Source organism: Desulfotignum phosphitoxidans DSM 13687, assembly GCF_000350545.1.
In the GTDB taxonomy this organism is placed as follows: domain Bacteria; phylum Desulfobacterota; class Desulfobacteria; order Desulfobacterales; family Desulfobacteraceae; genus Desulfotignum; species Desulfotignum phosphitoxidans.
In genome coordinates, this window is sequence record NZ_APJX01000004.1 from 89,081 (window position 1) to 111,630 (window position 22,550).

General features: G+C 50.2%; 21 protein-coding genes. 1 reads left to right on the forward strand and 20 read right to left on the reverse strand.

Translation table 11 applies throughout. The features are described 5' to 3' along the window. Positions 1 to 116: 116 nt before the first annotated feature. The 18 genes from DPO_RS10100 to DPO_RS10185 form a co-directional block, all read right to left on the reverse strand. Positions 117 to 1,562, reverse strand: coding sequence for a hypothetical protein (locus DPO_RS10100; RefSeq protein WP_006965774.1), 1,446 nt, complete (start codon positions 1,560 to 1,562; stop codon positions 117 to 119). A gap of 76 nt (positions 1,563 to 1,638) precedes the next feature. After that, positions 1,639 to 2,037 (reverse strand): type II toxin-antitoxin system VapC family toxin, encoded by a 399-nt coding sequence (locus tag DPO_RS10105; RefSeq protein ID WP_201765620.1) that lies wholly within the window; start codon positions 2,035 to 2,037, stop codon positions 1,639 to 1,641. Further along, positions 2,022 to 2,258 carry a hypothetical protein gene (locus DPO_RS10110; protein ID WP_006965776.1) on the reverse strand — a complete coding sequence of 79 codons (237 nt, stop codon included), beginning with the start codon at positions 2,256 to 2,258 and terminating at the stop codon, positions 2,022 to 2,024. Before DPO_RS10110 ends, DPO_RS10105 begins: the two co-directional genes overlap by 16 nt. A gap of 195 nt (positions 2,259 to 2,453) precedes the next feature. Then, the gene (locus DPO_RS10115) at positions 2,454 to 2,975 is read right to left on the reverse strand and encodes a GNAT family N-acetyltransferase (protein ID WP_006965777.1); all 522 of its coding nucleotides are present in this window, start codon (positions 2,973 to 2,975) and stop codon (positions 2,454 to 2,456) included. After that, positions 2,972 to 3,259, reverse strand: coding sequence for a type II toxin-antitoxin system TacA family antitoxin (locus DPO_RS10120; protein ID WP_006965778.1), 288 nt, complete (start codon positions 3,257 to 3,259; stop codon positions 2,972 to 2,974). The genes DPO_RS10115 and DPO_RS10120 overlap by 4 nt, the downstream gene beginning before the upstream one ends. Positions 3,260 to 3,521: 262 nt before the next feature. After that, complete coding sequence (locus DPO_RS10125; RefSeq protein ID WP_006965779.1) at positions 3,522 to 5,339, reverse strand: ABC transporter ATP-binding protein; 1,818 nt, start codon at positions 5,337 to 5,339, stop codon at positions 3,522 to 3,524. Positions 5,340 to 5,343: 4 nt separating this feature from the next. Further along, positions 5,344 to 6,873 (reverse strand): lipopolysaccharide biosynthesis protein, encoded by a 1,530-nt coding sequence (locus tag DPO_RS10130; protein ID WP_006965780.1) that lies wholly within the window; start codon positions 6,871 to 6,873, stop codon positions 5,344 to 5,346. 1 nt (position 6,874) lies between these two features. Then, a complete protein-coding gene (locus DPO_RS10135; protein WP_006965781.1) occupies positions 6,875 to 8,659 on the reverse strand; it encodes a hypothetical protein in 1,785 nt (594 codons plus the stop codon). Continuing rightward, complete coding sequence (locus DPO_RS10140; protein WP_006965782.1) at positions 8,656 to 9,750, reverse strand: hypothetical protein; 1,095 nt, start codon at positions 9,748 to 9,750, stop codon at positions 8,656 to 8,658. Before DPO_RS10140 ends, DPO_RS10135 begins: the two co-directional genes overlap by 4 nt. Before the next feature lie 3 nt (positions 9,751 to 9,753). Beyond that, on the reverse strand, positions 9,754 to 10,524 hold the full coding sequence (locus tag DPO_RS10145) for an HpcH/HpaI aldolase family protein (RefSeq protein WP_006965783.1): 771 nt from the start codon (positions 10,522 to 10,524) through the stop codon (positions 9,754 to 9,756). Continuing rightward, positions 10,517 to 11,245, reverse strand: a complete 729-nt coding sequence (locus DPO_RS10150; RefSeq protein WP_236609940.1) for an HAD family hydrolase — start codon at positions 11,243 to 11,245, stop codon at positions 10,517 to 10,519. Before DPO_RS10150 ends, DPO_RS10145 begins: the two co-directional genes overlap by 8 nt. After that, positions 11,217 to 11,978: a 3-deoxy-manno-octulosonate cytidylyltransferase gene (locus DPO_RS10155; RefSeq protein WP_006965785.1), complete on the reverse strand. Its 762-nt coding sequence runs from the start codon at positions 11,976 to 11,978 to the stop codon at positions 11,217 to 11,219. The genes DPO_RS10150 and DPO_RS10155 overlap by 29 nt, the downstream gene beginning before the upstream one ends. Then, on the reverse strand, positions 11,975 to 12,877 hold the full coding sequence (locus tag DPO_RS10160; protein WP_006965786.1) for an NAD-dependent epimerase/dehydratase family protein: 903 nt from the start codon (positions 12,875 to 12,877) through the stop codon (positions 11,975 to 11,977). Before DPO_RS10160 ends, DPO_RS10155 begins: the two co-directional genes overlap by 4 nt. A 26-nt stretch (positions 12,878 to 12,903) precedes the next feature. After that, entirely contained in the window at positions 12,904 to 13,824 is a 921-nt protein-coding gene (locus DPO_RS10165; RefSeq protein ID WP_006965787.1) for an NAD(P)-dependent oxidoreductase, read from the reverse strand. Between the two features lie 4 nt (positions 13,825 to 13,828). After that, positions 13,829 to 14,506 carry a cyclase family protein gene (locus DPO_RS10170; protein WP_006965788.1) on the reverse strand — a complete coding sequence of 226 codons (678 nt, stop codon included), beginning with the start codon at positions 14,504 to 14,506 and terminating at the stop codon, positions 13,829 to 13,831. A 37-nt stretch (positions 14,507 to 14,543) separates the two neighbouring features. Further along, positions 14,544 to 15,809, reverse strand: coding sequence for a glycosyltransferase (locus tag DPO_RS23905; RefSeq protein ID WP_006965789.1), 1,266 nt, complete (start codon positions 15,807 to 15,809; stop codon positions 14,544 to 14,546). Next, a complete protein-coding gene (locus DPO_RS10180; protein WP_160166909.1) occupies positions 15,788 to 16,846 on the reverse strand; it encodes a glycosyltransferase in 1,059 nt (352 codons plus the stop codon). The genes DPO_RS23905 and DPO_RS10180 overlap by 22 nt, the downstream gene beginning before the upstream one ends. A gap of 130 nt (positions 16,847 to 16,976) precedes the next feature. Beyond that, entirely contained in the window at positions 16,977 to 18,161 is a 1,185-nt protein-coding gene (locus tag DPO_RS10185; protein ID WP_160166910.1) for an O-antigen ligase family protein, read from the reverse strand. Positions 18,162 to 18,424: 263 nt separating this feature from the next. Between DPO_RS10185 and DPO_RS10190 the strand changes: the two genes are divergently transcribed. Further along, complete coding sequence (locus DPO_RS10190) at positions 18,425 to 19,738, forward strand: hypothetical protein (RefSeq protein WP_006963551.1); 1,314 nt, start codon at positions 18,425 to 18,427, stop codon at positions 19,736 to 19,738. 296 nt (positions 19,739 to 20,034) lie between these two features. On the opposite strand, the gene DPO_RS23910 is transcribed toward DPO_RS10190, so the two are convergent. Both DPO_RS23910 and DPO_RS10200 read right to left on the reverse strand, forming a co-directional pair. Further along, positions 20,035 to 21,123 carry a sugar transferase gene (locus tag DPO_RS23910; protein ID WP_051069371.1) on the reverse strand — a complete coding sequence of 363 codons (1,089 nt, stop codon included), beginning with the start codon at positions 21,121 to 21,123 and terminating at the stop codon, positions 20,035 to 20,037. 40 nt (positions 21,124 to 21,163) lie between these two features. Further along, the gene (locus DPO_RS10200; protein WP_006965793.1) at positions 21,164 to 22,528 is read right to left on the reverse strand and encodes a GumC family protein; all 1,365 of its coding nucleotides are present in this window, start codon (positions 22,526 to 22,528) and stop codon (positions 21,164 to 21,166) included. Positions 22,529 to 22,550: the final 22 nt, after the last annotated feature.

Consider the following 22,550-nt stretch of genomic DNA (forward strand, 5'->3'; position numbering starts at 1 on the left):
CAGAGCACAGCTCCGCTCTGTCGGTTACAATTCTCATGCCCTCTGGGAGATCTGTCTCCGAATCAATTAGTCAAACAGTTTTCTTGTGTCCACACTAAACTGTGATGCGCTCTCCTTTACATCCGTCTGGCGATTAACAAGGTTCGGCCGATGGTGCCCAGGATGCGTTTGGTCTGCATGCGCTGCACCTGGGTGCTGGTCAGGCGCTGGGTGGACAGGGGGCATTCGATGCGGTGGGTGGTCTGCCACCCGGTTTGGGACAAAAGGTCGTGATAGTCGAACAGGGTCACGGCCTGGTCCGGGGTTTCTTGGGCCGCCGGGGTGGATTCAAAATTGCGCCAGTCGGCATTGAGAAATGCCAGGGTGGTGCCGGGCCGGGTGTGTTCATGGGCCAGGGTGAAAAACCGGGCAAAAAACCGGATGTAGTCTTCTCTGGGCAAAGAGGACACGGACGGGGCTTTTGGGGCAGCGGCTGCTTTGTAGGTCTTGTCCAGTTTGGTGTAATAAGGGGGATCAAAAAAGATCAGGTCCGGTTTGTCCGTGAGGGGCCAGTCTCCTGTGTCCGGGTCCCAGTGATGGGGCTCGATTTCCGGGCGGTCCTTGTGGGGGTTCTGGTCAAAGGCCCGGCATTTTCGTTCAAACAAAAGGCACACATCCGGGACCACGCCGCCGCCGGCCATAGGGTCCAGGACACGGTCTCCGGGGCGGGTAAAGTAATACAGGGTGTGGGCCACCAGCTGGGCAGGGATCCGGCCGGGCCAGTCGCTGCCGAACCGGTCGTCGCAGTCGTTGAACTGCCACTGGTCCCAGGTGCGCAGGCCCCAGTCCAGGGCCTTGAATTTGTCCCGGTCATGAAGGCTTGTCAGGCGCAATGCCCAGGCCAGGGCCATGTCCATCTGGTAATGGGAGGCGATATAGGCCATGTCCCGGCCCTGTTCCAGCAAATTATCAATATTTCCATATATGGCATTATTGATAATCTGGGACACCCGGTTCTGGGTCAGGCCCACCTGGTCGCTGATTTTCTCCTGGGTCCAGCCCAGGCGGTGCAGGCGGATGATGGTGCCGGCCCGGCTGGTTTTCTGGCGGGCGCGGATATCCGTGATCCAGGTGTTGACGGCCTGGCGGCTGACGCCCAGTTTTTCGGCCAGGGCTGTGTCAGTGTAGGTGTGGTCCGGGTCTGAGGTGGCAATGTCTCTGGCGATGCGCTTTTTGTCGGCAATGGTCAGCCGGTCCCCATGGGTGGTGTTGTTCTGGGCCGACTCTAAGAGCAGCTCTGTTTTGACGGCTTCGTAATCCAGGACCCGGTCCTGATAATGGATCACGGGGATGTGAGATCGGCCGGCTTCTGTAAAGGCGAACCACCGGTGCACCCCGTCGATGATGATCAGCACGATGGCCAGCAAATCCCCGCCCGGGGTGTAGTTGACCACCTGCTGCACCTTGACCGCCGGGAACTGGGCACCGATGGACAGGGCTTCGACGTAGGCTTCCACCGTCTTGCGATTCACGGCGGAGCGGGGGTAAATCGCTTCATCCCAGGTTAGGTTTTGGGGGGTCACTGTGGGGGTCAGGCCTGCTTTATTGTAGTTATTGGGGGGTTGGGTATTGGGTATCCGGAATTTCTTTTGGCCACATCTACCAAATTACGGAAGGGTAATATTCACGAATCAGGTTATCTGCTGTTAGAATTGGGAGGTCACGTTGTTTTGCAAGCGCAACAATCAGCCTGTCCGCAGGATCGCGATGCTCCCAATCCAGATCCAGTGATTCAAGCCAAAGATCAGTATCCACTGGCACCTGTTCAATATTGACTTGTGAAAGTAATTTTACGAATGACCTGATCGGCATACCTATATTAAGCTTGCCCTTTTGAATCTTTACGCCAATTTCCCATAAAGAAACAGAGGCAATGCAAGCTCCTTGAGTGTCTATGTTTTTACAATGTTTGGCAGCCAGCGGTGAAAGATTTTCCGGATCCAGCGTCCACCAAAGCAAAACACAAGTATCAAGTACGTACATCATGTTTCCAGCCACTCACTAGTTTCCTGGTCAAGAATATTGCCGGCATAATCCACCTTGCCCCGAAAAGGGCCGAATACTGCATCTGCTGTTTGTTTTGACTTATACGGCTTTATTATAAATATGGATTCTTCACCTGATGTGACGATTAGTTCTTCACCTTTAGTCTCTACACGCCACAAATACTCCTGTATGTTTGATGTAAGGTCTATTTTTGTAACTTTCAAAACTGCCATGATTACATTCCCCCCCTTTTGCGTTTAAAATGCGGATGACCGCGATCGATCTTCCTTCCCATATTTCATGCCAGATTATCCTTATTGTAATAATCCCGGGCATTCAAGTCAAACAACTTGTGAAACAAAATGTGGGGGTCAGGCCTGCTTTATTGTCGTTGGTGGGTTTCCGGCCGTGGTAGAGCACAATGGGAATTACCGGTAATCTGGGTTTTTTTTGAATGATTTTAAGGGCAAAAACAGTCTTGTGCCGCTATCCTTTAAGCTCGCAAACCCGTATTGTTCATAAAAGCCTCTGGCGCTGTCGTTAACTGCATCAACAATCATGGCATAGATTGCTATCTGGTCGCTTACTGACAGTGTCCGCTTAATGGCATCTATCAGCAGCATTCTGCCGATACCGTATCCCTGCGCATTTTTGCTGACGGCAAGCCTGCCAATCAGGGCAGCAGGTATTGGATGTCTGGGCAGCTTCCGGGCCAGATTTTCGGGTAATTGGCTCAATTCAATAGATAATGTGCTCAAGCTGTAATAGCCCAGCATCTCTTTGGAATTGCCAGACTGCTCTGCAACAAAAATACGACTGATGCTGCGTTTGATATCCTGCCCGGCCTGCTTATGAATATAATGATCAAATGTGTCCACATGACAATGAAAGCCGGCTCTGTCGTGATCAGAGTTCAGCGGCGCAATAACCAGATCCCGGAAACGTGTCATTTGGTGATGACACGTTGATCATATTCTTCAAAAGCTGCGGTCAATTTGGGATTAAACCGCACCGGGGCGGAAAGTGCTTCAAAAAAAACCTTTGAATCATTTGCATTCAAGGTCATCATCTGATGCTCCTGGACTGTTTTTTCCGCACACTTCAAAGCACTGGTCAATATAAAATGACTGACTGTCTTGCCCTCAAACCCGGCAGCAAGCATTATGAGGTCTTTTGCACTGCTTTTTACGCGGAGATTGATTCTCTCGGTTTTGCTTTGTGATGCTGCATCCATGATTATGCCTTTTTTGTGTTTTTGTTGACAGTTACCAAAAAATGTACGCCATATCGGTGCCTTTGTCAACTGTTGGTGGTTGAACAAAATTCCGTTGCAGGCTTAAAGGTTCTAGACCTCGGCGTGTTGCACCTGGTGGAAATCTTTCATGTCAGAGCACAGCTCCGCTCTGTCGGTTACAATTCTCATCTCCTCTGGGAGATCTGTCCCCGAATCAATTAATCAGACAGTAATCTTGTGTCCACACGAATCGGTTCGTTTTTCATGTGGCTACAGTTTCTTTTTCATAGGCTGACAGCACCTTGTCGGACTTGCCCTGCAGCCGGATGGTGCCGTTGTCGATCCAGATCAGATAATCACATGCCTTGACAGTACTGAGTCGATGGGCAATGATGATCAGGGTCTGTTTGCCCCTGAAACTGTAGATGGTTTCCTGGATCGCTTTTTCACTTTTCGTGTCCAGGGAGCTGGTGGCTTCATCAAAAATCATGACTTCCGGCCGGGTGTACAAAGCCCGGGCAATGGCGACGCGCTGCTGCTGCCCCCCGGAAAGCCGGATTCCCCGTTCGCCGATAAATGCGTCAATGCCGTCGGGCAGATCCTCCATAAACTCATCCATGGAGGCCATGGTGCAGCATTGTTTGACCCATTGGCGGTCAATGTCGGATTCATCAACACCAAATGCCACATTCTGGGCAATGGTGCCGTCATAAATATATGGGGACTGGGGGACATACCCGGTGATTTGCAGCCAGGCGGCAAGGTGTTCCCGGGCCAGGGGGGTGCCGTCGATGGTGATCTGCCCTTTGACCGGTTTGAGCAGTCCGATGAGCAGGTCCACCAGCGTACTTTTGCCGGCACCGGATTTTCCGATGATGCCGACGGTGTCTCCTTTGTTGATTTCAAAGCTCATGTTATGGATCACATGCCTGTCTGAATCCTGATATGAAAAACACACCTGGTTGAAATGAATTTGATGTTCAAACACAGGTGATTTGCTGGTCTTCAGGCCAGCAGGAGGCGCATTTGCCTCGATTTCCTCAAAATACATAATCTCATTGGCGATAAATGGCAAGGCTTTTCTCACCTTGGTAATACTGTTTAAAATTTTATTTATGGCCGGCAGCGCTTTCCACCCGGTAACCGCCAGAACCACCATGGTGCCGGTCACGTATGCGGTGGATGAATTGGACAGTAGAAGCATGAAAAAAATGGCGGCACAGATCATGGCAAACCCGATGGTCTCCAGAATCAGGACCGGTGATTCAGCATACAGCTCCTGCATGCCCGTGATCCGGGCCAGTGGAAACGCTTTTTTATAGAATCGTGAGGAAAACTGATTCTCTGTGGCGGAAATTTTTACATCCTTGATGCCGTGAATGGCCATGGTGGTGACCTGATTGATGGAAAGCTGATAATCCCTGGCAATGGTGGCGGTTCTATCCACCTGTTTTTTAATCACTTTGTAAATAAACACGGAGGTGGTGCCAAGCACTGCCATCACTGACATGGAAACGCCCGGGTGAATGAAAAACAGGGCCGTCAACATGATGGCGACCATTAAAATATTATTCATGATCAACAGACAGGGCCGGAAGAACTCCCGACCCAGAAAGGTCCGCCACATAATGGTGGTCACCAGATCCGCGCTGTTGCGCATCAGATGCCATTTATAGGGCAGGCGTAAGATACCGTCCAGCAGCACCTGGCCGAAATAAGCTTCGATCAAAACGCCGAACCGGGTGATGCCGTATGCGACAACCGCTTTCATAATGTTTTTGAAAAGGATCAGCCCCAGCATCACGAAACCGGATGCCAGGATCAGTCCCTTCACTGTTTGTAAAATTTCCAGGTGGGTGTATGTCTGAAAAAAGGCCACATACTTGGAATTAAACATCACCTGGGGATCTGTAATTACCGAGGCGAAAAACGCCACTGATCCCACGGCAACCGTTTCAAGCAAAGCAGCGGATGACATCCCGACAAACAGAATCCAGAACTGAATTTTCCGCTTTTTCAGCAGTCGTGAATAGATCCATTTAAATGCCTGTATGTAATTATAGTTTTCTTTTTGCTGCATAAGATCATTTTCTCTGGGTTAAAGTCGTTTTCAGGGTACGTATCATATTTTTCAATGTATCTCTACTGCCGGGTATGCATAAAAATGACAGAAAAAACACGCCCTGGACCAGGGCAAAGCAGATACAGCTGGCGGTCAAATGGGAAAAAGCGTGAATCAGTGCGGTTTGTTTGATGATTAACAGGGCGGCACATAGTGAGATCAGACCGGGCACACCGATTTTCAGCAGCAGCCTGGCAAAGGCGGGTCTGTCATAAAATGATGCGCTGGAAAAAAAATAAATACTTCCCAGCAAAAACAGCAGAAAAGCAGCTGCCACGGCAATGGCGACACCGGTCCCCCCCCTGGGCAGGCCGGCGGCAACCCCGGCCACAAAGCAGATGTTTCTTGAAAAGGTCCAGACATATATCTGCCTGGCTGTGGTGCCGGATGCATAGGTGGCCGTGAGAAGCCATTCAAAGGGCCGGGCCAGGTTTTTGAAAAGAAAATAAAACACCAGGATTTTAAACACCGGAATGGCCGCCTGCCAGTTGTCTCCCAGAATCAAAAGCACAATGGCGTCTCCGGAAACAAAGGCCCAGACAAAAACAGGGATGATCAACAAAAAATAGGCCTGGGTCAGTAACAGGAAAAACCGCTGAAACTCCTTTGGATCCTGCTGGAGTCTGGAAAGGGCCGATACCGCGATCCGGCCTAAGGGCCAGGCAATGAATTTCCCCGGCATCTCCCCCAGTGCGCTGGATCGTGAATAGATCCCAAGCATCTGGGGAGTTAAAAATTTTCCGATCAGAATCCGGTCCATTTCATTGGCAAAACTGGTGATAATGCCGGCCACAGACAGGGTGGAGCCCAGTTTGAGCAGGGATTTGCCTTGAAAATTCATCTGCCGGAATTTGGGTGTGAAACTGCACGCGGCCCATAGCAAAACAGCCCGGATTCCCTCATGGGAGACCGGCAGCATCACCAGGGCCCAGTACCCGAAACCCAGGACAGCCAGAACAACAGCCACCCCTTTGGAAAGAATCCCGGAGATCAGGTCGATGCCGGAGATGACCCCGAACTGCATGGTGCGGTTCAACAGGGCATAGTGAATGGCGCAGACGCCGGTAAACAGGATCATGAGCGACATCATTCGCACCATATCTGTTAATTTGGGCTCATTGAAAAACCAGGCCACCAGGGGGGAACATGCCACAGACAACCCCGTGATGGCAGCGGTCAGGCCCAGGCAGACCCAGAAGAACCCGTTCAACTGGTCCGGATTGATTTCAGGGGACTGGATGATCCCCATGGAAAGGGCCTGGCCGGTCACCATCTTAGGCGTGGACACAAACGCTGCTGCCATGGCCACATACCCGAAATCTTCAGGCATGAGAAGTCGGGCCAGAATGAACACGGATGCAATATTGATAAAAAAGCGGACGGCATTGGATCCGGTTGCATACAGGTAGGAATGAACGGTTTTTCTGCCGATTTGATCCGGGTAACGGTCTTCCTGAAAATAAAATGAGGGTGGCTTTCGTGAAAATCCCATGTCAGTTTGCTTCCAGGTCTGTTGCCGGGGCTGCGGGCTGAATGAAAGGCCTGGGCTGGTCCGGTGCAAGGAAATCCAGTTTCAGCATCTGCCTGACGTTGTGTTCAGACACAGGATGAAAAAAATCTGTCCGCACCTGCTGTGCCAGCCGGGCAAACGCCTGGCGGTCGGCCCGGGTCAGGTCAAAACACAGGCGGTTCAGGGCAAGGGAAAATTCATCCCCGGTGTAGCACAAATCCCAGATCTGTTTGGGCACTGTTTCCGGAATGATGTTTTTGGTTACACTGGTCCGGCTGCCGATGACAATCACAGGAATGCCGTATGCAATGGCTTCCATGCACACGGTGGATCCGGAACTGATCAACAGGTCGGCGGTTTGAACGGTATCGGCAAAATCCCCTTCAATGAGGGTGAATTTCCGGGGCCAGGACGGCATGGCCGACTGGACCGCGTCAAAATCCAGGGAGGGATGGGGCTTGATCCGCACCTTTGCCTGCTTCTCCCGGATCAGATCCAGCACATGAAACAGCAAGCCCAGGATTTCCAGGCTGTCCTCCACCCAGATGGGCAGGGCCACCAGGATGACCGGGGCTGTGTCGGAAAACTGGTCCGGCTCTTTGACAGGGAGTTTATGGATATCTGAAAACCGCAGGCCCGGTGCCACCATCACATCCAGGCCGGGATGGTATTGCCGGGCAATGGTTTTCAATCCGCTGCCGATCACGGCCATGGTCTGGGGGATCACGCCGGCCCGGGCTTCAGCCTGTGTGGGCTGCACCTGGAAATGCCATTTATAGGCAGCGATCAGGCCCTGGTATCCAATGGACGGGGTGTCCGGAAAAAAAATGTTCTTTCCCTTGTTGAATCCCCGGTCCACCATCTGGTTTTCAAACCAGTCCACCACCAGGTGCAAAGAGATGCCGGCCTGTTTAAGCCGTTTGAAAAAGCAAAAAAACAATATCCCCCGAAAAGCGCTTCGCTGGGCAATATGTTTTCTGAAATCCGCTTTCAGGACCGGGCCGATGGGCATCCCCCTGAACCGATAATGTCCCAGTGGAATCCGTCTGATGGCAAACGGAGCGGACAGGGCAAACAGATAATCCTTTAGTTTCAGAAAATCAAAAAAATAGATAAATTTTTCCCTGGCCCCTTCCGCTATGCGGACCATCCGGCCGATCCTGCGCCAGGAGATCACATTGGGAACAAAAAAAACATGGGCTTCCTGTTCCGGGGTCAGGTGATCCAGCAGTCCGGTATAGTACCGGTCCTTGAATTCACCGGATTTAAAGATATAGGCACTGAAAAACGTGTCAATGAGGATCAGGGAGCGGTTGACGGGAACCGCCTGCCGGCGGTGCTTGTTTTTTTGTTTCAGATACGCCAGGCTCCACTGGATGTTGCGCAGCACATCATAAATAGGTTTGCCAACCCTTCCCAGCGTCGAAGTCAAAGCCCCCGGGCATCTGACCGGTATAGGTATCTGATGATACCGGAAATACGCATCCAGCACTTTTTTCTGGCCGGGGCTGCGGACAATGATCCTGTCAACAGCTCCGGCCGCAGCGGTCTGACGCGCCAGTTCGAGTCCACACAGATCCTGGAACAGATCACTGCTGTAATTGCTCCGGCTGACCAGGCTGTTCACCATCCAGAAGATGGATCTGTCGGTCCGGTCATACAGGGATTTGATCAATGCGTGGAAATCAGGCTTGATTTCGTCAATCACGGATTCAAGAACGCGGACATGGTCCAGGGTCAGATGGTTCAGATCCAGTATGCGTGTCATGGGCAGGCATCCAGGATGTTTTCATAAAACCGGTCCAGCTGTGTATTTTCCGGAACCGATGCCAGGGCAAAGATCAGGTCTTCCGGCAGGTTTTGTGCCAGAAGATCTCTTACCGGCAATAGTGTGCGGTCACTGTAAAACAGCAGACACTTTTCCAGGTCAAACCGGAGAGTGAAAAACATCTGCTGGATCAAGGCCAGCTTGTCCAGGCCGGTTTCCGGATTCAGCGGCTGAACATCCGGAGTTCCGGTGTTCTGGAGCATCACCCAGAGCACGGGCACGGCCCGGGAGACGATCCCGGTGTGGAACGGGTTTGTTTCCAGGTCGATACGCGTGCCCGGATGCAGCTGGCAGTACACTCTGACCGGCACCCCACCCGGCCAGATCCGGGTCGCCAGCCGGCTCAGGCCCTGCCGCACGGCCTGAGGCAGCACCACCTGTTTTTTCGGGGCCACATACCGGGACAGCCAGGGCAGCATCTGAAAATGGTAGTGGTTGACGGCGATATGGGTCTGCATGAGATACACCTGTCTGCGGGACAAAAAAAACTTGTCATCACTCAGATATTCCCAGCCGTTTTTGAGAAAATGCAGCAGCACCGGGGTTTTGCCCACCCCGTGGTGGCCGGAAAACACAATGGCCCGGCCGTTTTTCACCACCACGGACCCGTGGCACAAGAGCATCTGTTTGAGACGTGACATCAGATGGCAGGCAAACAGCAAAATGGCCCAGAACAGATCCGCGGATTTGGTGCCCGGCTGAAACGCCATCACCAGGGTGCCGGGGGAAGAAAAATATACACACAGCTCCGGTCTTGCCCGGCCCAGAAAACAGATGGCAGGTTTTCCCTCAAACATCACCTGGCAGAACCCGTACACATGGTTCATGTGCCGCGAAAATGTATCCAGTTCCGGGGCACGGGTCATGGGAGTGAGCAGGATATCCGGTTCCGGTGGAGGCCCCGGGGATGGAAGGGCTTTTGATACAAACCTTCCGGCACCGGCCTGGATTTTGTTTTTCAGAACACCGGGCAGGTCCTGTCCCGACACAATGATCAGGTCATGAAAGTTCAGGACAACCCGCGCAGTCATGGTCTATCCCAGCTCCGGAGCCCGGGCCTGGGCATACAGAAACACGGCATCGATGCCATAGGCAATGAACTGGTATCCCTGGCCGATTTTTTCCTGTAAGGCGTTGGGATCCGGCTGCACCACATGAAACCCGCAGGGGATGCCTGCGGCTTTACAGCAGGCCAGAATCTGCGCCAGGGTCTGTTTGAACACGGGATCATCAAACTGCGCGGTCATGCCCATGGAACCGGACAGGTCATAGGGGCCCACCATCACGGCATCCAGGCCCGGCACTTTCAGGATATCTGCCAGGTGGTCCACCCCTTTTTGGGTTTCGATCTGGGCCGTCATAAAGATGCCATCTCGATGAGATGCGGTATAGGCATCAAACTTTTTTCCGAACAGATTGGCCCGGGAATACCCGACTCCCCGGATGCCGTCCGGCGGATAAAATGCCCGGGAGATGCAATCTGCCAGCATGTTTGCCGATTCCACCATAGGAATGATCAGCCCTCTGGCTCCGGCATCCAGGGCCTGTTTGATCTCCTTGGTCCGGCCTTGCGCGACCCTGGCAAATGGCAACGTTCCCCCCAGTTCCAGGGCTCTGAAAAGATCCGGCAGCCGGGACAAAGAAAAATGCCCGTGCTCCAGGTCCACGGCCACCCAGTCATACCCGGCGTTTCCTATAATTTCCGCCACAGACGAATTGTCCAGCTGCATCCAGGAGCCCAGGGTCACGCCTCCGGCAGCCAGTTTTTCCCGCAGGGCCATGATTTTTTTTCTCTGATCATCCATGACATTCTCCTGCCATCAACTGGTTGAAATCTTTTGCCCAGGAGATATCCGGATATTTTTGCAGCAACGGCGCGGTCTCATCCGGCACAAGCCCCATGAAATCCATGTCACAGGCCAAAGCCGCCTCACGGTCAGATCCGGCATCTCCGAAAAACAGGCACTGGCTGGGCAACAGGTCACAGGTTTCCAATATCCACGCCAGGTTCCGGGTTTTGGTTCTGTCTGATCCCAGAATTTTTTCAAAATATCCGGACAAGCCCCGCTGTTCAACGATCCGGGCCAGTTCATCATCCGGGGTGGCAGAATCCACAAAACAAAGGATGTTCTCCGCCCGGCACCGGTTCAGAAACGCTTCTGCCCCCGGGATCTGAGGAGCGGCAATCACCTTCTGCACCACCAGGGATGAAAACGTATCGCAAAGTTCAGACAGCCGGGCCGGGGTCAGGTCCTTTCCCAGAAACTGCTTGTGGTAGTGGACCAGTTTTTCTTTCCGGGTCATGCCCCCGTGATGGCGATGGTGCTCGACCACCTTTTCCTGGATCTCTTTCCCATAAGGAGCAAACATCTGACGGAAGGCATCGGTCTTGACCTCCACGGAATCTGCCAGGACCCCGTCAAAATCAAATATCATGGCCTGATAGGATTTGCCGCACACCTGCATGATGTATTTCCTTGTATATTTATCCGTTGTTTCAAGACCGATACCGGGCAAACACGGCATCTTTTTCCATGAGTGCTTCCGCTGCCTGCCGGTCCGCTTCCGTGTCCACGGACTTGGACACATAGGCAGAGGGCACCATGCGCACCTTGTACCCATGCTGCATGGCCCGGAGCATTTCCACGGATTCCTGTTGTTCCAGCGGGGTTTCTGCCAGCTCATGGTTGAAGCGCTGCATGAACTGCCACCGGAACGGCATGATGCACACCTGTTTGTACCAGTCGCACCGGGCCTCTTCATGGTCAATGGAAGGAATGGGAGACCGGGACATGTACATGGCATTCATGTACAGATCACACACCACCTTGATTTCGGCCGGGTCCTGCCACTCATCCGTGTCGATTTTGCGGCACAGATTGCTCACAAAAATATCGGGTTCATCCAGCAGGGGCTGGATGGCCAGATCCAGCATGTCCGGATGCACCAGGGGTTCATCGCCCTGGACCACCACCACGATGTCATCTTTGGCCGGGTCCAGGGTTTCAGCCGCCGAAGCCACCCGGAGCCCGGCCCGGGAAATGGCGGGATCGGTCATGATCACATTGCCCCCGAACCCTTTGACATGGTCTCTCACCTCCTCATCGCAGGCTGCCACAAACAGGTCTGTGGCATAGCGGCTCAGGGCACAGCGTTGATACACATGTTCCACCATGGTGGTGCCGCAAATGCGGCACAGCGGTTTTCCGGGAAACCGGGTGGATGCCATTCGCACCGGGATACCGACCAGAATTCTCATGAATCACTTCCTTGTGTTTTGTTGAACAACGGATCATTGTGCTGAATATCATCGATGACCTCTAGAATCCCCTGGCCCATGTCATAAAACACCTCGGGTGTGATACGTCTGGCAGACCGGGGCGCATAGGTGTATGGGGTGACCTTGTAGTGGTGTTTGTCAATGCCCTGCTTATAGGTGATTTTCAGCTGGTTGTTGAAAATTTCACTGATCAGGGTCATGAGTTCTTTCACCTGCATGCGCTGGTGGCCCGTGATGATCAGGTGGGTGTTTTCATAAGCCGGGGCCAGGATCTTGACACACATGTCTGCTGCGTCCTTGACATGAATATATTCCCGGATCGCTTCATCATCTCCCTGGCGGAGGATCTCTCCGGTTTCCAGGGCCTGGCGGATCATCTTGTGGATCCCGTTGAACGCATTGGCCCGGGGGCCGTAAAGAGAGCCGAAACGCAGAATGGTGAATTTCAATCCAAATTCTTTGGCATATTCTTCAATGAGTTTTTCACAGGTCTGTTTGGAAATCCGGTAAAAGCTGCCCAGATCACTGTACACGTAAATACTGCTGGAAAATACCAGGCGTTTGACCTTGTGCTTCAGGCAGGCATTTAAAAAATGGATCGTGCCGCCCACGTTCAGGGTCATGGTCCTGGCCGGATCCTGTGCCGAAGCCCCGATATCCGCTTCTGCTGCCAGGTGATACACATAGTCGCAGCCGTTGACCGCGGCATCCACTTCGTGTGCATCACAGATATCGCCGATGATCATTTTCTGGGAGGGTTTCAGATAAGGGGACCGGGATTTATCAAAAATCACCACCTCATATCCGCTGTCCGTCAGGGAGTCGGCAATATGGCTGCCCAGAAAACCGGACCCGCCGGTTACCAGTACTTTTTTCATATGATTCAGTCCTGTTGTCATGGTCTTTATGTCGTTGATATGCCCAGTCCTGCCAGCAGGTGATCCACGGCCATCTCTTCCATGGCGGCCCGGGCCTCTCTGGCATAGGACCCGATGTGCGGGGTCAGCAGCACGTTTTCCAGATCCTTTAACGGCCCGTCATAAGGTTCTTTTTCAAACACATCCAGACAGGCGAACCCGATCGCCCCGGAGGAAAGCCCCTGGAACAGGGCTTGTTCATCCACCATGCCGCCCCGGGCCGTGTTGACCAGGATCACTCCGGACCGGCAGGCGGCCAGATCATCGGCATCCAGCAGGACCCGGCTGCCGGCCGCATGAACACTGATGATGTCCGACACTGCCACCAGTTCTTTTTTGGACAAAGGGGAAGCCCAGTCACAAGGGGCCGTGACCGGGTCTGTGTAAACGATTTTTGCACCCAGGGCATGGCACAGGGTCCCCACCTGCCGGCCGATGCTGCCGAAACCCAGGATTCCCACCGTTTTTCCCTTTAACAGCCCGCCCATATGCTTCTGCCAGATGCCGGCTTTGAGATCTGCGTTGTGCCGGGACAGGTGCCGCAGGGCAGACAGGATCATGCCCAGGGCCAGTTCCGCCACGGCATCATCCAGCACCCCCTGGGTGCGGAACACCTTTATCCCTTTTTGTTCCGCCGCATCCCGGGCCACGTTGTCCCAGCCGGCCCCCACCCGGGAGATCACCTTCACTGTCTGGGGAAACCCTGCCAGGCTCTGGGAAGGTATCGGTTCTGTGCCTGCCAGAATCCCCACGGGATCATGCTGCGCCACCAGGTCTTCCAGTTCCCGGGCCGTGAGTTTTCGTTTCAACGGGTTGAGCACCGGGTTCAGTCCATGGGCGCGGATCCGGTCCAGCACGCCCGGGGAGGCGGACCCGAAGCTGGTGGTGGTGCACAATACATTTTTCATGATATCATTCCTGTTTATCTTTGATTTTGGCAATCACGGTGCACGGGGACCCGTCCCCCTGTGCCACCCGCAGCGGGCTGACAATGACCTGTTCGATGCCTTTTGTTTCAGACAATTGTGACAGATCCATGTCCTCGATGATCAGAATCGGGGCTTCATGGTCCAGAAATGCTCTGTGGGCCTGTCTTCCCAAATCCCTGGCCGCAAAGCTGGACAATGAAATCATATCCAGTCCGATCATCTTCAAGCAAGGGCATGTTTTTCTTAAATAATCCGCCAGCTCCGGATCAATGCCTGGATTTTCCAGCATATAGACGTTTTCTCCCCGGTGGGCGCCAAAACCGGTTTCCAGCAGCAAAAGGTCGGTGGAAGGCGGCAGAACATGGGATTTCAAATCCAAAGGAGTGATGATCTGGCCCGGGATGACGGTGGCCAGACGAATATGGCACACCTGATTGCAGATCCAGAAATCTGCGGGAAACCGGTCCAACCCGGCCCCGTTCCGGCAGAAATGCAAGGGCATATCGATGTGGGTACCCACATGGTTGGGCAGATGCCAGACCTGGGTGTTGCAGGTATGGCCCCGGGTCATGTCATTGATCTGCTCCACATCCAGGGACCGGCCATCGCCATAGGCCGGGGTGGTTTCATTCAAAACATATGACAGATATCTGTATCCCATGGGTTTCCATACCATTAAAAGCAGTTGATTGCCAATGCTAATTAGGGGCTGATCGGTTGGCCCTTTCTGAAGGAATCAGGTCCAGCCATTTATTTTTCTGGACAGACACTGAAAAATCCAGGGACCGCTGATATCCGGCCGATTCATACCGGACCCGCAGCCGGGGATCTTCCAGCAGGGCCGATATTGCCTCTGCCAGATACTGTTCACTGGGATCCAAAGGACTCCCGGATACGGGATAAAGATGAATCAGAGGCGGGGTCAGCACGCCGAAAGGGGCCCATTCGATCTGATCGGTCTTCCGGGTGAAACCGGTGTCCGGGCTCAGGATCTCCCTGGGACCGGCCGTGCAGTCCACGGACACCACCGCGGTTTTCAATGCCATGGCTTCCAGCAGGACATTGGGAAATCCTTCGGACTGGGACGAGAGCACAAACACTTTTGCCCGGGCCAGCCAGGGCGCGATATTACTGACAAATCCGGGGAAAAGAACCCGGTCCTTCAGCCCCAGGGCTTCTGCCAGATCTTGCAGTTCCTGTTTCAAAGGCCCATCCCCTAACACAATCAAATGGATATCCGGATCAGATTGTGCCACCTTTTCAAACGCGCGGATCAGGCAGGAAAATCCTTTGACCGGTTTAAGCCGGCCGCAGGCCACGATATAATTTTTATCCAGCAGAGCCCGGGTCCGGGCATCTGCCGGCAGCAGGGTTTTCCGCTGGTCCAGACCGGCATGGTCACAAAAATTGTATATCACGGACAATTTTGACTCAGATATGGGAAACAAAGAAACAAATTCTTTCATCGAGGCCTGGCTGTTGAAATTGGCCACAGAAACCCGCCGGACAAGCAAGGTAAAAAAAAGAGAAATCAATAGTTTCTTTACCGGATGCTTGACCGCCAGAACCGATTTCATCGGGTGACGAATGGAAACAATCTGCGTGGGGATTGAGAATACCAGCATGTTGAAAATATTGGCCCGGTCTTCGAAACTGATCAAAACATTCAACCTTTTTTTTTGGATGCAACCCACCAGTTTTGCATATTGAAGCGGCGCTGCCAGAATTTTACTCAGAACCGGCTGAGTTGTGTCCAGACGGCTGAGGCACATCTTTTTTTTTGCCAGTTGCCGGGCCCGGTCCGGATTCGGATGCAGCGGCATTTCCCGGGTGGTATCCATAGTGATCAAATACACCTGCCCCATTTTTTTTTCCATCAGGTCAAACACCTGCAAAGCCATCTGCTGGGCCCCCCCCATTTCCAGGCAGTTGATCAAAATTCCTATTCTTTGATCGGATCCCATTTAGATATCTTTTCTTTTGAAAAAAAATGGATACATCCCCACAAGGTGCCGGCCATGCCCACACAAAAAAAATACCCGACTGCAGCAACCTTTTTGGCCCAGCCAAACCCGCGGGCAGTGTCCGGGAGTCGGACCCAGATCAGGGGGTATGAAAAAAAATATCCATACCCGATCACCTGGAGCCAGAAACAAACCGCCATGGGGAAAAAATCAGACAATGCCAATGAACTGACAAACACAAAAATCAGAAAAACAGGGACCATGCGCCGGAGCACCTTGTTGATGAACAGTCCTGCGGAAAAAAAACCATATCGCCGCCAGTTGAACAAAGACCGGTTGATCCACAACCCGTTCAGGCTTGTGGATACGATGCGTTTCCGCCGCATCAGTTCATGCCGGGTATCGCGTGAAGGAGCCGGGATAGACGCGACGGCATCCGGATCAAAACCAAACCCGTACCCCTGCCTGACAATGGACAAGGACAAAAATGCATCATCCGTGACACCCGGGGGGATGGTTACATACAATGATTTTCTAACGGCATACAATTTTCCTTCATGGGAAGTGATGCTCATTGCATTTTCCATTTCCAGTTTTTTAATCAATGTATCCCACTGGATAAATTGTTTCTGTCCGGACTGAATTTTTGAACGGGTCTTACCCACCACACGCCGTCCGCACACCCCTCCGATTGAGGCATCCTCAAAACAGGCATTCAGAATACTAATGGATTCTGAATCCAGGATTGCATCCACATCCGTCAAGACAATGAGATCTCCTTTGCACTGGGTGATACCGAAATTCAGGCAGGCAATTTTTCCCTGATGTGCATCAAAATGAAAAAACCGGATTCGTGAGTTCCGGGTTTCAGCTGCCCCAGCCATTTGCCTGGATGCATCGGTAGACCCGTCGGAAACCAGAACCAGATCCAGTTGATCCGATGGATATTTCAGCTGCAAAAAATTGTGAATCTTTTTTTCAATCAAAGTTTCCGCATTTCTGAAGACCACCAGCATTGAAACCGATTTTTCTGTCATTTTTCCGGGTGATGACGCGCGCTTTCTTTTGGGAAATATCCTGGCCAGGAAAAACAGACTTGCCGGGTATCCCAAAAACACCAGGAAACACATCCCGGCCCCTGTCAAAAAAAAAGCCCACCAGATCCCATCAGCCGGCATATCCATGAACCTGTTCTTTTTTTTCTGAAGAAAGAATATAAACCACCTGGGATATGGAAATCAAAAGAATGAACATTTTGTTATCCAGCATGGTTTTAAAGAGGCAATACACCACCAGACACACAAAAGAGACCAGATACGCCTGAGTGATGCCATGCATGGGTTCATCCCCGATCATTTCAAAATTGCTCAAAGCATTCATGAAATCTTTGAAAATCCGGAAAAATAATCCCAGCAACACCAGTAGTCCGACAACACCCAGTCCCACCATGATATCCAGATATGTGTTATGGGCGCCCCGTTCCGTCATCTTGAAAAACCGCGATTCAATGGAGTTGACCCAGACCTGAGGAAAAGTGAAAGTGCCGGTTCCTAAAACCGGGTGTTCAAAAAAAGAGGCCAGACCCACACGAATATATGCCTGCCGTCTCTGCAAGGCCGTGTCCTGGTACTGATCTTCCGCCAGAAGCGTTTTCTGCCGTTCAAAATATTCGTCAGGAATCGCCACGGCCACCATTAAAAAACACAAACTGATGCCGGATATGACCAGCCCGAGAAATCGGGGTTGAAACAGATGACGATTCATGTAAACGATCAGCATCAGCATGATGAGAAATACAAGAAAACCGGCCCGGGATTCCGAACTGATCAGTCCCATAATGGCAAAAATGTTTAAGCTGAGCCATCCCAAAAACTGGCCGGGTGACGATGCCGTCATGAGTTTATAAATCAACGGCGGTATGGCCATAATGGACCAGACCGCCATGTTGTTGGCACCGCTGGTCAGACCATACACACGCCCACCGCCCGGCTCGCCAACCATGAAAATCTGAATACCCATGAAATACTCAAGTCCGGCGATCAACCCATTGAACCCGACACTGATACCCAATACCAGGGGAAGAATATTTTTCAATCCATTTTCCGTTAAAAACACCAGGTTGAGATAAATGAAGAAATATATCTGGAACAACACGATCATGCCGGAAAAAGCCTCTTCCTGAAAAGGGGAAAGAAAAGTGGCCAGAACATTTACCAACAGGAAAAGAAACAACCATTTGTTTAAGTTGTTATAAAAAAAAGGCGGGAGTTTTTTGCTGACGATCAGATAGATGAAAACAATGGCGCTGGTAATGAGAGCCAGGTACCAGTCCACAGGAATGAAAGGTGTCACCTGACGCCAAAAATAATAGCAGCAATTCTCGGTGAACCTAAAAATGCTGTAAAATCGGCTTTTCATGCATCAGATATTTTTTTTACTTCGTAATATTTTTTCCAATCTCACTGGCATTGCCTGAGGCATCACAAAGCCGTAATCTCCTTGACGGGAAATTTAAATATTTTATAACTAATTGAAATAATTGAAAATATAAACTAGACTTTTTTATCATTTTATGATAGCTTTATCCAAATGCACAATACTTGGGAGCTATCAGCTTGAATACTGGAACAAAACTTGGTTTTTCAAACCTCAGAAAGTCGGTCTCAGCCCGCGTCAATGAAATCGCTGAGATTGAGATGCGGCAGGTTGGAAAAATCAAGCATTCCATGCATGATGCCTGTCTGAGCGCCCTTGCCATGATGTATTTTCAAGATGCTTCAATGCTCGAATTTCAAAGACGTCTGCAGGAACAGACGCAAATGAATAATCTGCAGACGTTGTTTCAAGTTGAAACGATTCCCAAAGACAACCAATTAAGAGACATCATTGATGCCATACCTTCTCAAAAGCTGCTTCCAATTTTCAACGATTTTTTCCGACTGCTGCAACGGGGAAATCAGTTGCAACCTTTTCAATTTCTGGATGAGGGGTATCTCCTGCCCATTGATGGTACACAGTATTTCAGTTCAGAAACTATCAACTGCCCCTCATGTTTAACAAAGGGTTACAAAAATGGAACCATTAATTACTCCCATAAAGTTTTGGGCGCGTCTATTGTGCATCCAGAAAAAAAACAGGTGGTCCCGTTGGCACCGGAACCAATCAAAAACAGTGATGGTTCAAAAAAACAGGATTGTGAGATCAACGCCGGCAAGCGCTTTTTAAACCGGATTCGACAAGAGCATCCAAAACTGGAGATCGTGATTACAGCCGATGATCTGTATTCAAGGCAGCCGTTTATTGAGGCTCTCAATCAAAACAAAATGTCATATATTCTGATAGCAAAGCCCAGCAGCCATAAGGTTTTATTCGATCAACTCATAGAAAAAGAGGATCTGGACCAGGCTCACCTTTTGGAGTGGCAGGATAACGAGGGCGCCATTCATAGATATGAATGGATCAATGATATCAGGTTGAATGGAAACAAATCAGCACCGCTGGTCAATTTTTTTGAATACAGCATCATCCGGGATGGAGATAAAATCACCTATAAAAACAGCTGGGTCACTGATATCCGGGTCACTGGCAACAATGTGAAAAAGCTTGTCAAGGCAGGTCGGGCAAAATGGAAAATTGAAAACGAAAATTTCAATACCCTGAAAAATCTTGGTTATCATGCTGAGCACAACTATGGCCATGGAAAAAAGAACTTATCATTCAATTTTTTCCTGTTTACCCTGCTGGCTTTTTTTATGCATCAAATCATTGAACTCAAAGACCCTTTGTACCAAATAGCCAGGGCCAAATTCAGTGCAAAAAAAGAATTCTGGAACCAGTTGCGTTGTACAATCCGGGTCATAATATTCGAAAATTGGGAATCACTGCTTGGTTTTGTGATCTCCCCACCAACCGATATTCGTGCTCCATGAAAATTTGCTTCGCCCGGTCAACAAATGATTCTGATTCATCAAGGCCGTTTCAGGTCAATGGATCTCTATTGGCTTCTATCCGGTTTTCTTGACATTTTCCACAAACCTGATACATAAATGCCTGCGATTTGGGCTGAAAAATCCTAATTCTCAGCTGACATCGGACTGAATTTTGGTGGATTGACATTTTTCTGGGAATTTTAGACCTTCACCGAGAATTGCTGAAATAATAGGGAATGGTACTTAATACGGCATAATAAAAAAACTGGGAAACCGGGTGGGTGAGTATGGAATTTTCAGATGACATACCGCATCAGGCTTTTTCTTAAAAAATACTGATCCACAAAATACCGATTCAGTTCTGAAACCGGTTCATACCGGAGAATATATGCATATTTATACCGTTGATCCTCAATTTCATACACTTTAAAAACAGTGCCATAACTGAAAAAAGATTTCCGGTGAGTCTGTCCCAGTTTGGTTTTAACCTTGGCCAAAGCCCGGAACATCACCCGGTCTTTTTTCAGCGGCACCCGGGTATCCACCCGGATATATTCTTCATTGATATCCTTTAAAATTCCCCGGTCCGGTTCAAAATCCATACAGAAATAATCAAACTGTCCGGTTTCGGCACAGAACTCCACAAGCCCGTCTTTTTGCTTGATTCGATCCAGACCCCGCTTATTCGTATATTGGCGCAACACTTTTTCCATTGTCAGGGTTACAGATATCCGGCTCAACAAATGAATCGTTTTGGTGATCACGCCAAATCCGGCCAGAAGAATGATCAACGTATCGCACAAAATATTTTTCTTGAACCGGGTGGCCCGGTTGTCAATAAATGACCGAATCCGTTTGGGGGTACTGTGGGGCGTGAAAAGCTGTGAATACCCGATCAATCCGGGTTTTACACTAAAGCGTTTGTCATATCCTTTGATGGACCGGCAAAACGCGTTATAGACCGATGGACGAACCGGTCTGGGTCCCACGAAATCCATTTCCCCTTTGATAATATTCAACAATTGCGGAATTTCATCCAGACGGGTATCCCGCATGAATCTGCAGAACCAGGGAAGTCGGTAACCATGGCTGTAGGATACCAGCTGGGCATCATACTGCTGCTCGAAATCCACGGGCAATGTTCGGAATTTATACATGACAAACTTATTTTTGTTTTTCCCCAGACGGACCCCGGCATAGATGAAAGGCCACCCGTTCACAAAAATCACAACGGGAATCAGCACGACCATCAAGGGAATTGAAAAGACCATGAAAAATATGGATAAAATCAAGTTCACCCCCCGATTCAACAACTCATAGGAAGTTCGATATCCGGCTGTATTTTTTGGATTATACTGACCAAAGTTGTTCAATTTCAGATCCATGCCTCCTGATAATGTTTCAGACAGGTCGTCACAGGCTACTCTACTCAGGAATTGAAAAAATATAAACCATATCTGTATTGTTTTCAACATCCTCGGGTGTTTTAAATGTGTGGTTGAAAAACTCCAATGTAAATCCGGCCGCAATTCCGAAAATGACTCCCCCGAGAATACCCAGCAGCATCACTTTGCGTTTATTGGGATAAACCGGAGTCCTGCCGGCTTCCGGTCGTGTCAGCAGACTGACGGTGAACAGACTGCTGGTTTGATAGGTATTGGATATTTTGGCCTCTTCCAGCCGTTTGTTAAAAGTCGTATAGGAATCTTCCAGCACATCGATCTGCCGTTCCAGCATTTTTGCCCGCACGGATGATTCATATAACGACATGTTTTCATTCCGAATTTTTTTTATTCGATCTTCAATAAACTGCATTTTCCGACTGATATTTTCCAGTTGACTCTTTTCTGCCGCCAGAAAGCTGGTGACCTCTTTTTTGAATCCGTCAAACGCAGCGTCGATCTGTTTGTTATAGTTCTGTATTTTTTTACTCTGGGGATGAAAGGTCCTGGCTGCAATATTACGCTGTCGGACAATTTCCATCACCATATTTGACAGGTCGTTGAGCTGGGGATTTCCCACATAGGAAAAAAACGAGGTGTCACTGGACTGAATATCTTTTTGCATCAGATCCACTTTGTATTTCTGATCAAAATACTGCTGTTTCAAGCTCAACAGCTGCTGCTCCAGAGAATCAAGGGTTCTCATGTTGTTTTCCATGGCAATGCCTGAATCCGGGGTTTCCATTCCCATGGTCAAGTGCATGAGTTCATTTTCCCGCTGGTTCAGCTCTTCGGAGAATTTTCTCAACTGTTCCGCGAAAAAGTTTTCCGCCTCCCGGGGTTTGAAAATTTCCGACCGGTAATTAAAATACTGTTTGACCAGCACCTCCAGAATAATCCTGGCTTTTTCAGCATCATCCCATGTGACCATGATATTGATGGTATCGGTCCGCGGATTGATGGACGGAGTAAGATTTGACATGATCCGGTTGGCAGCGGCTTTTCGATCCTTTTCCGTGACGATATTTTCAAAGATCAATCCTTTTGATATCAGTTCATCGGCTGTTTTTTCAGATACCACATTGGCTTTGATGATTTCGATCTCGGAAAAAATATCATTTTCACGCATCATCGCAATATCTGTCGGCATGGCTTCAATGCTTTCCGGATTTTTCACGGTAATGCTGCCTTTAAGAATGATCGAACAGGTTGCGGCGTAAAGAGGCGGATACAGCACAACATATAAAAACGCCCCGCCGATAATCACCAAAGCCACTATAAAAATAGCGGTTTTCTGAGCAAAAAATATGGTCACAAAATTTCTGATATAATCGTTGGATCTTTTCATACCACCTGCCTGTATCTTAAAC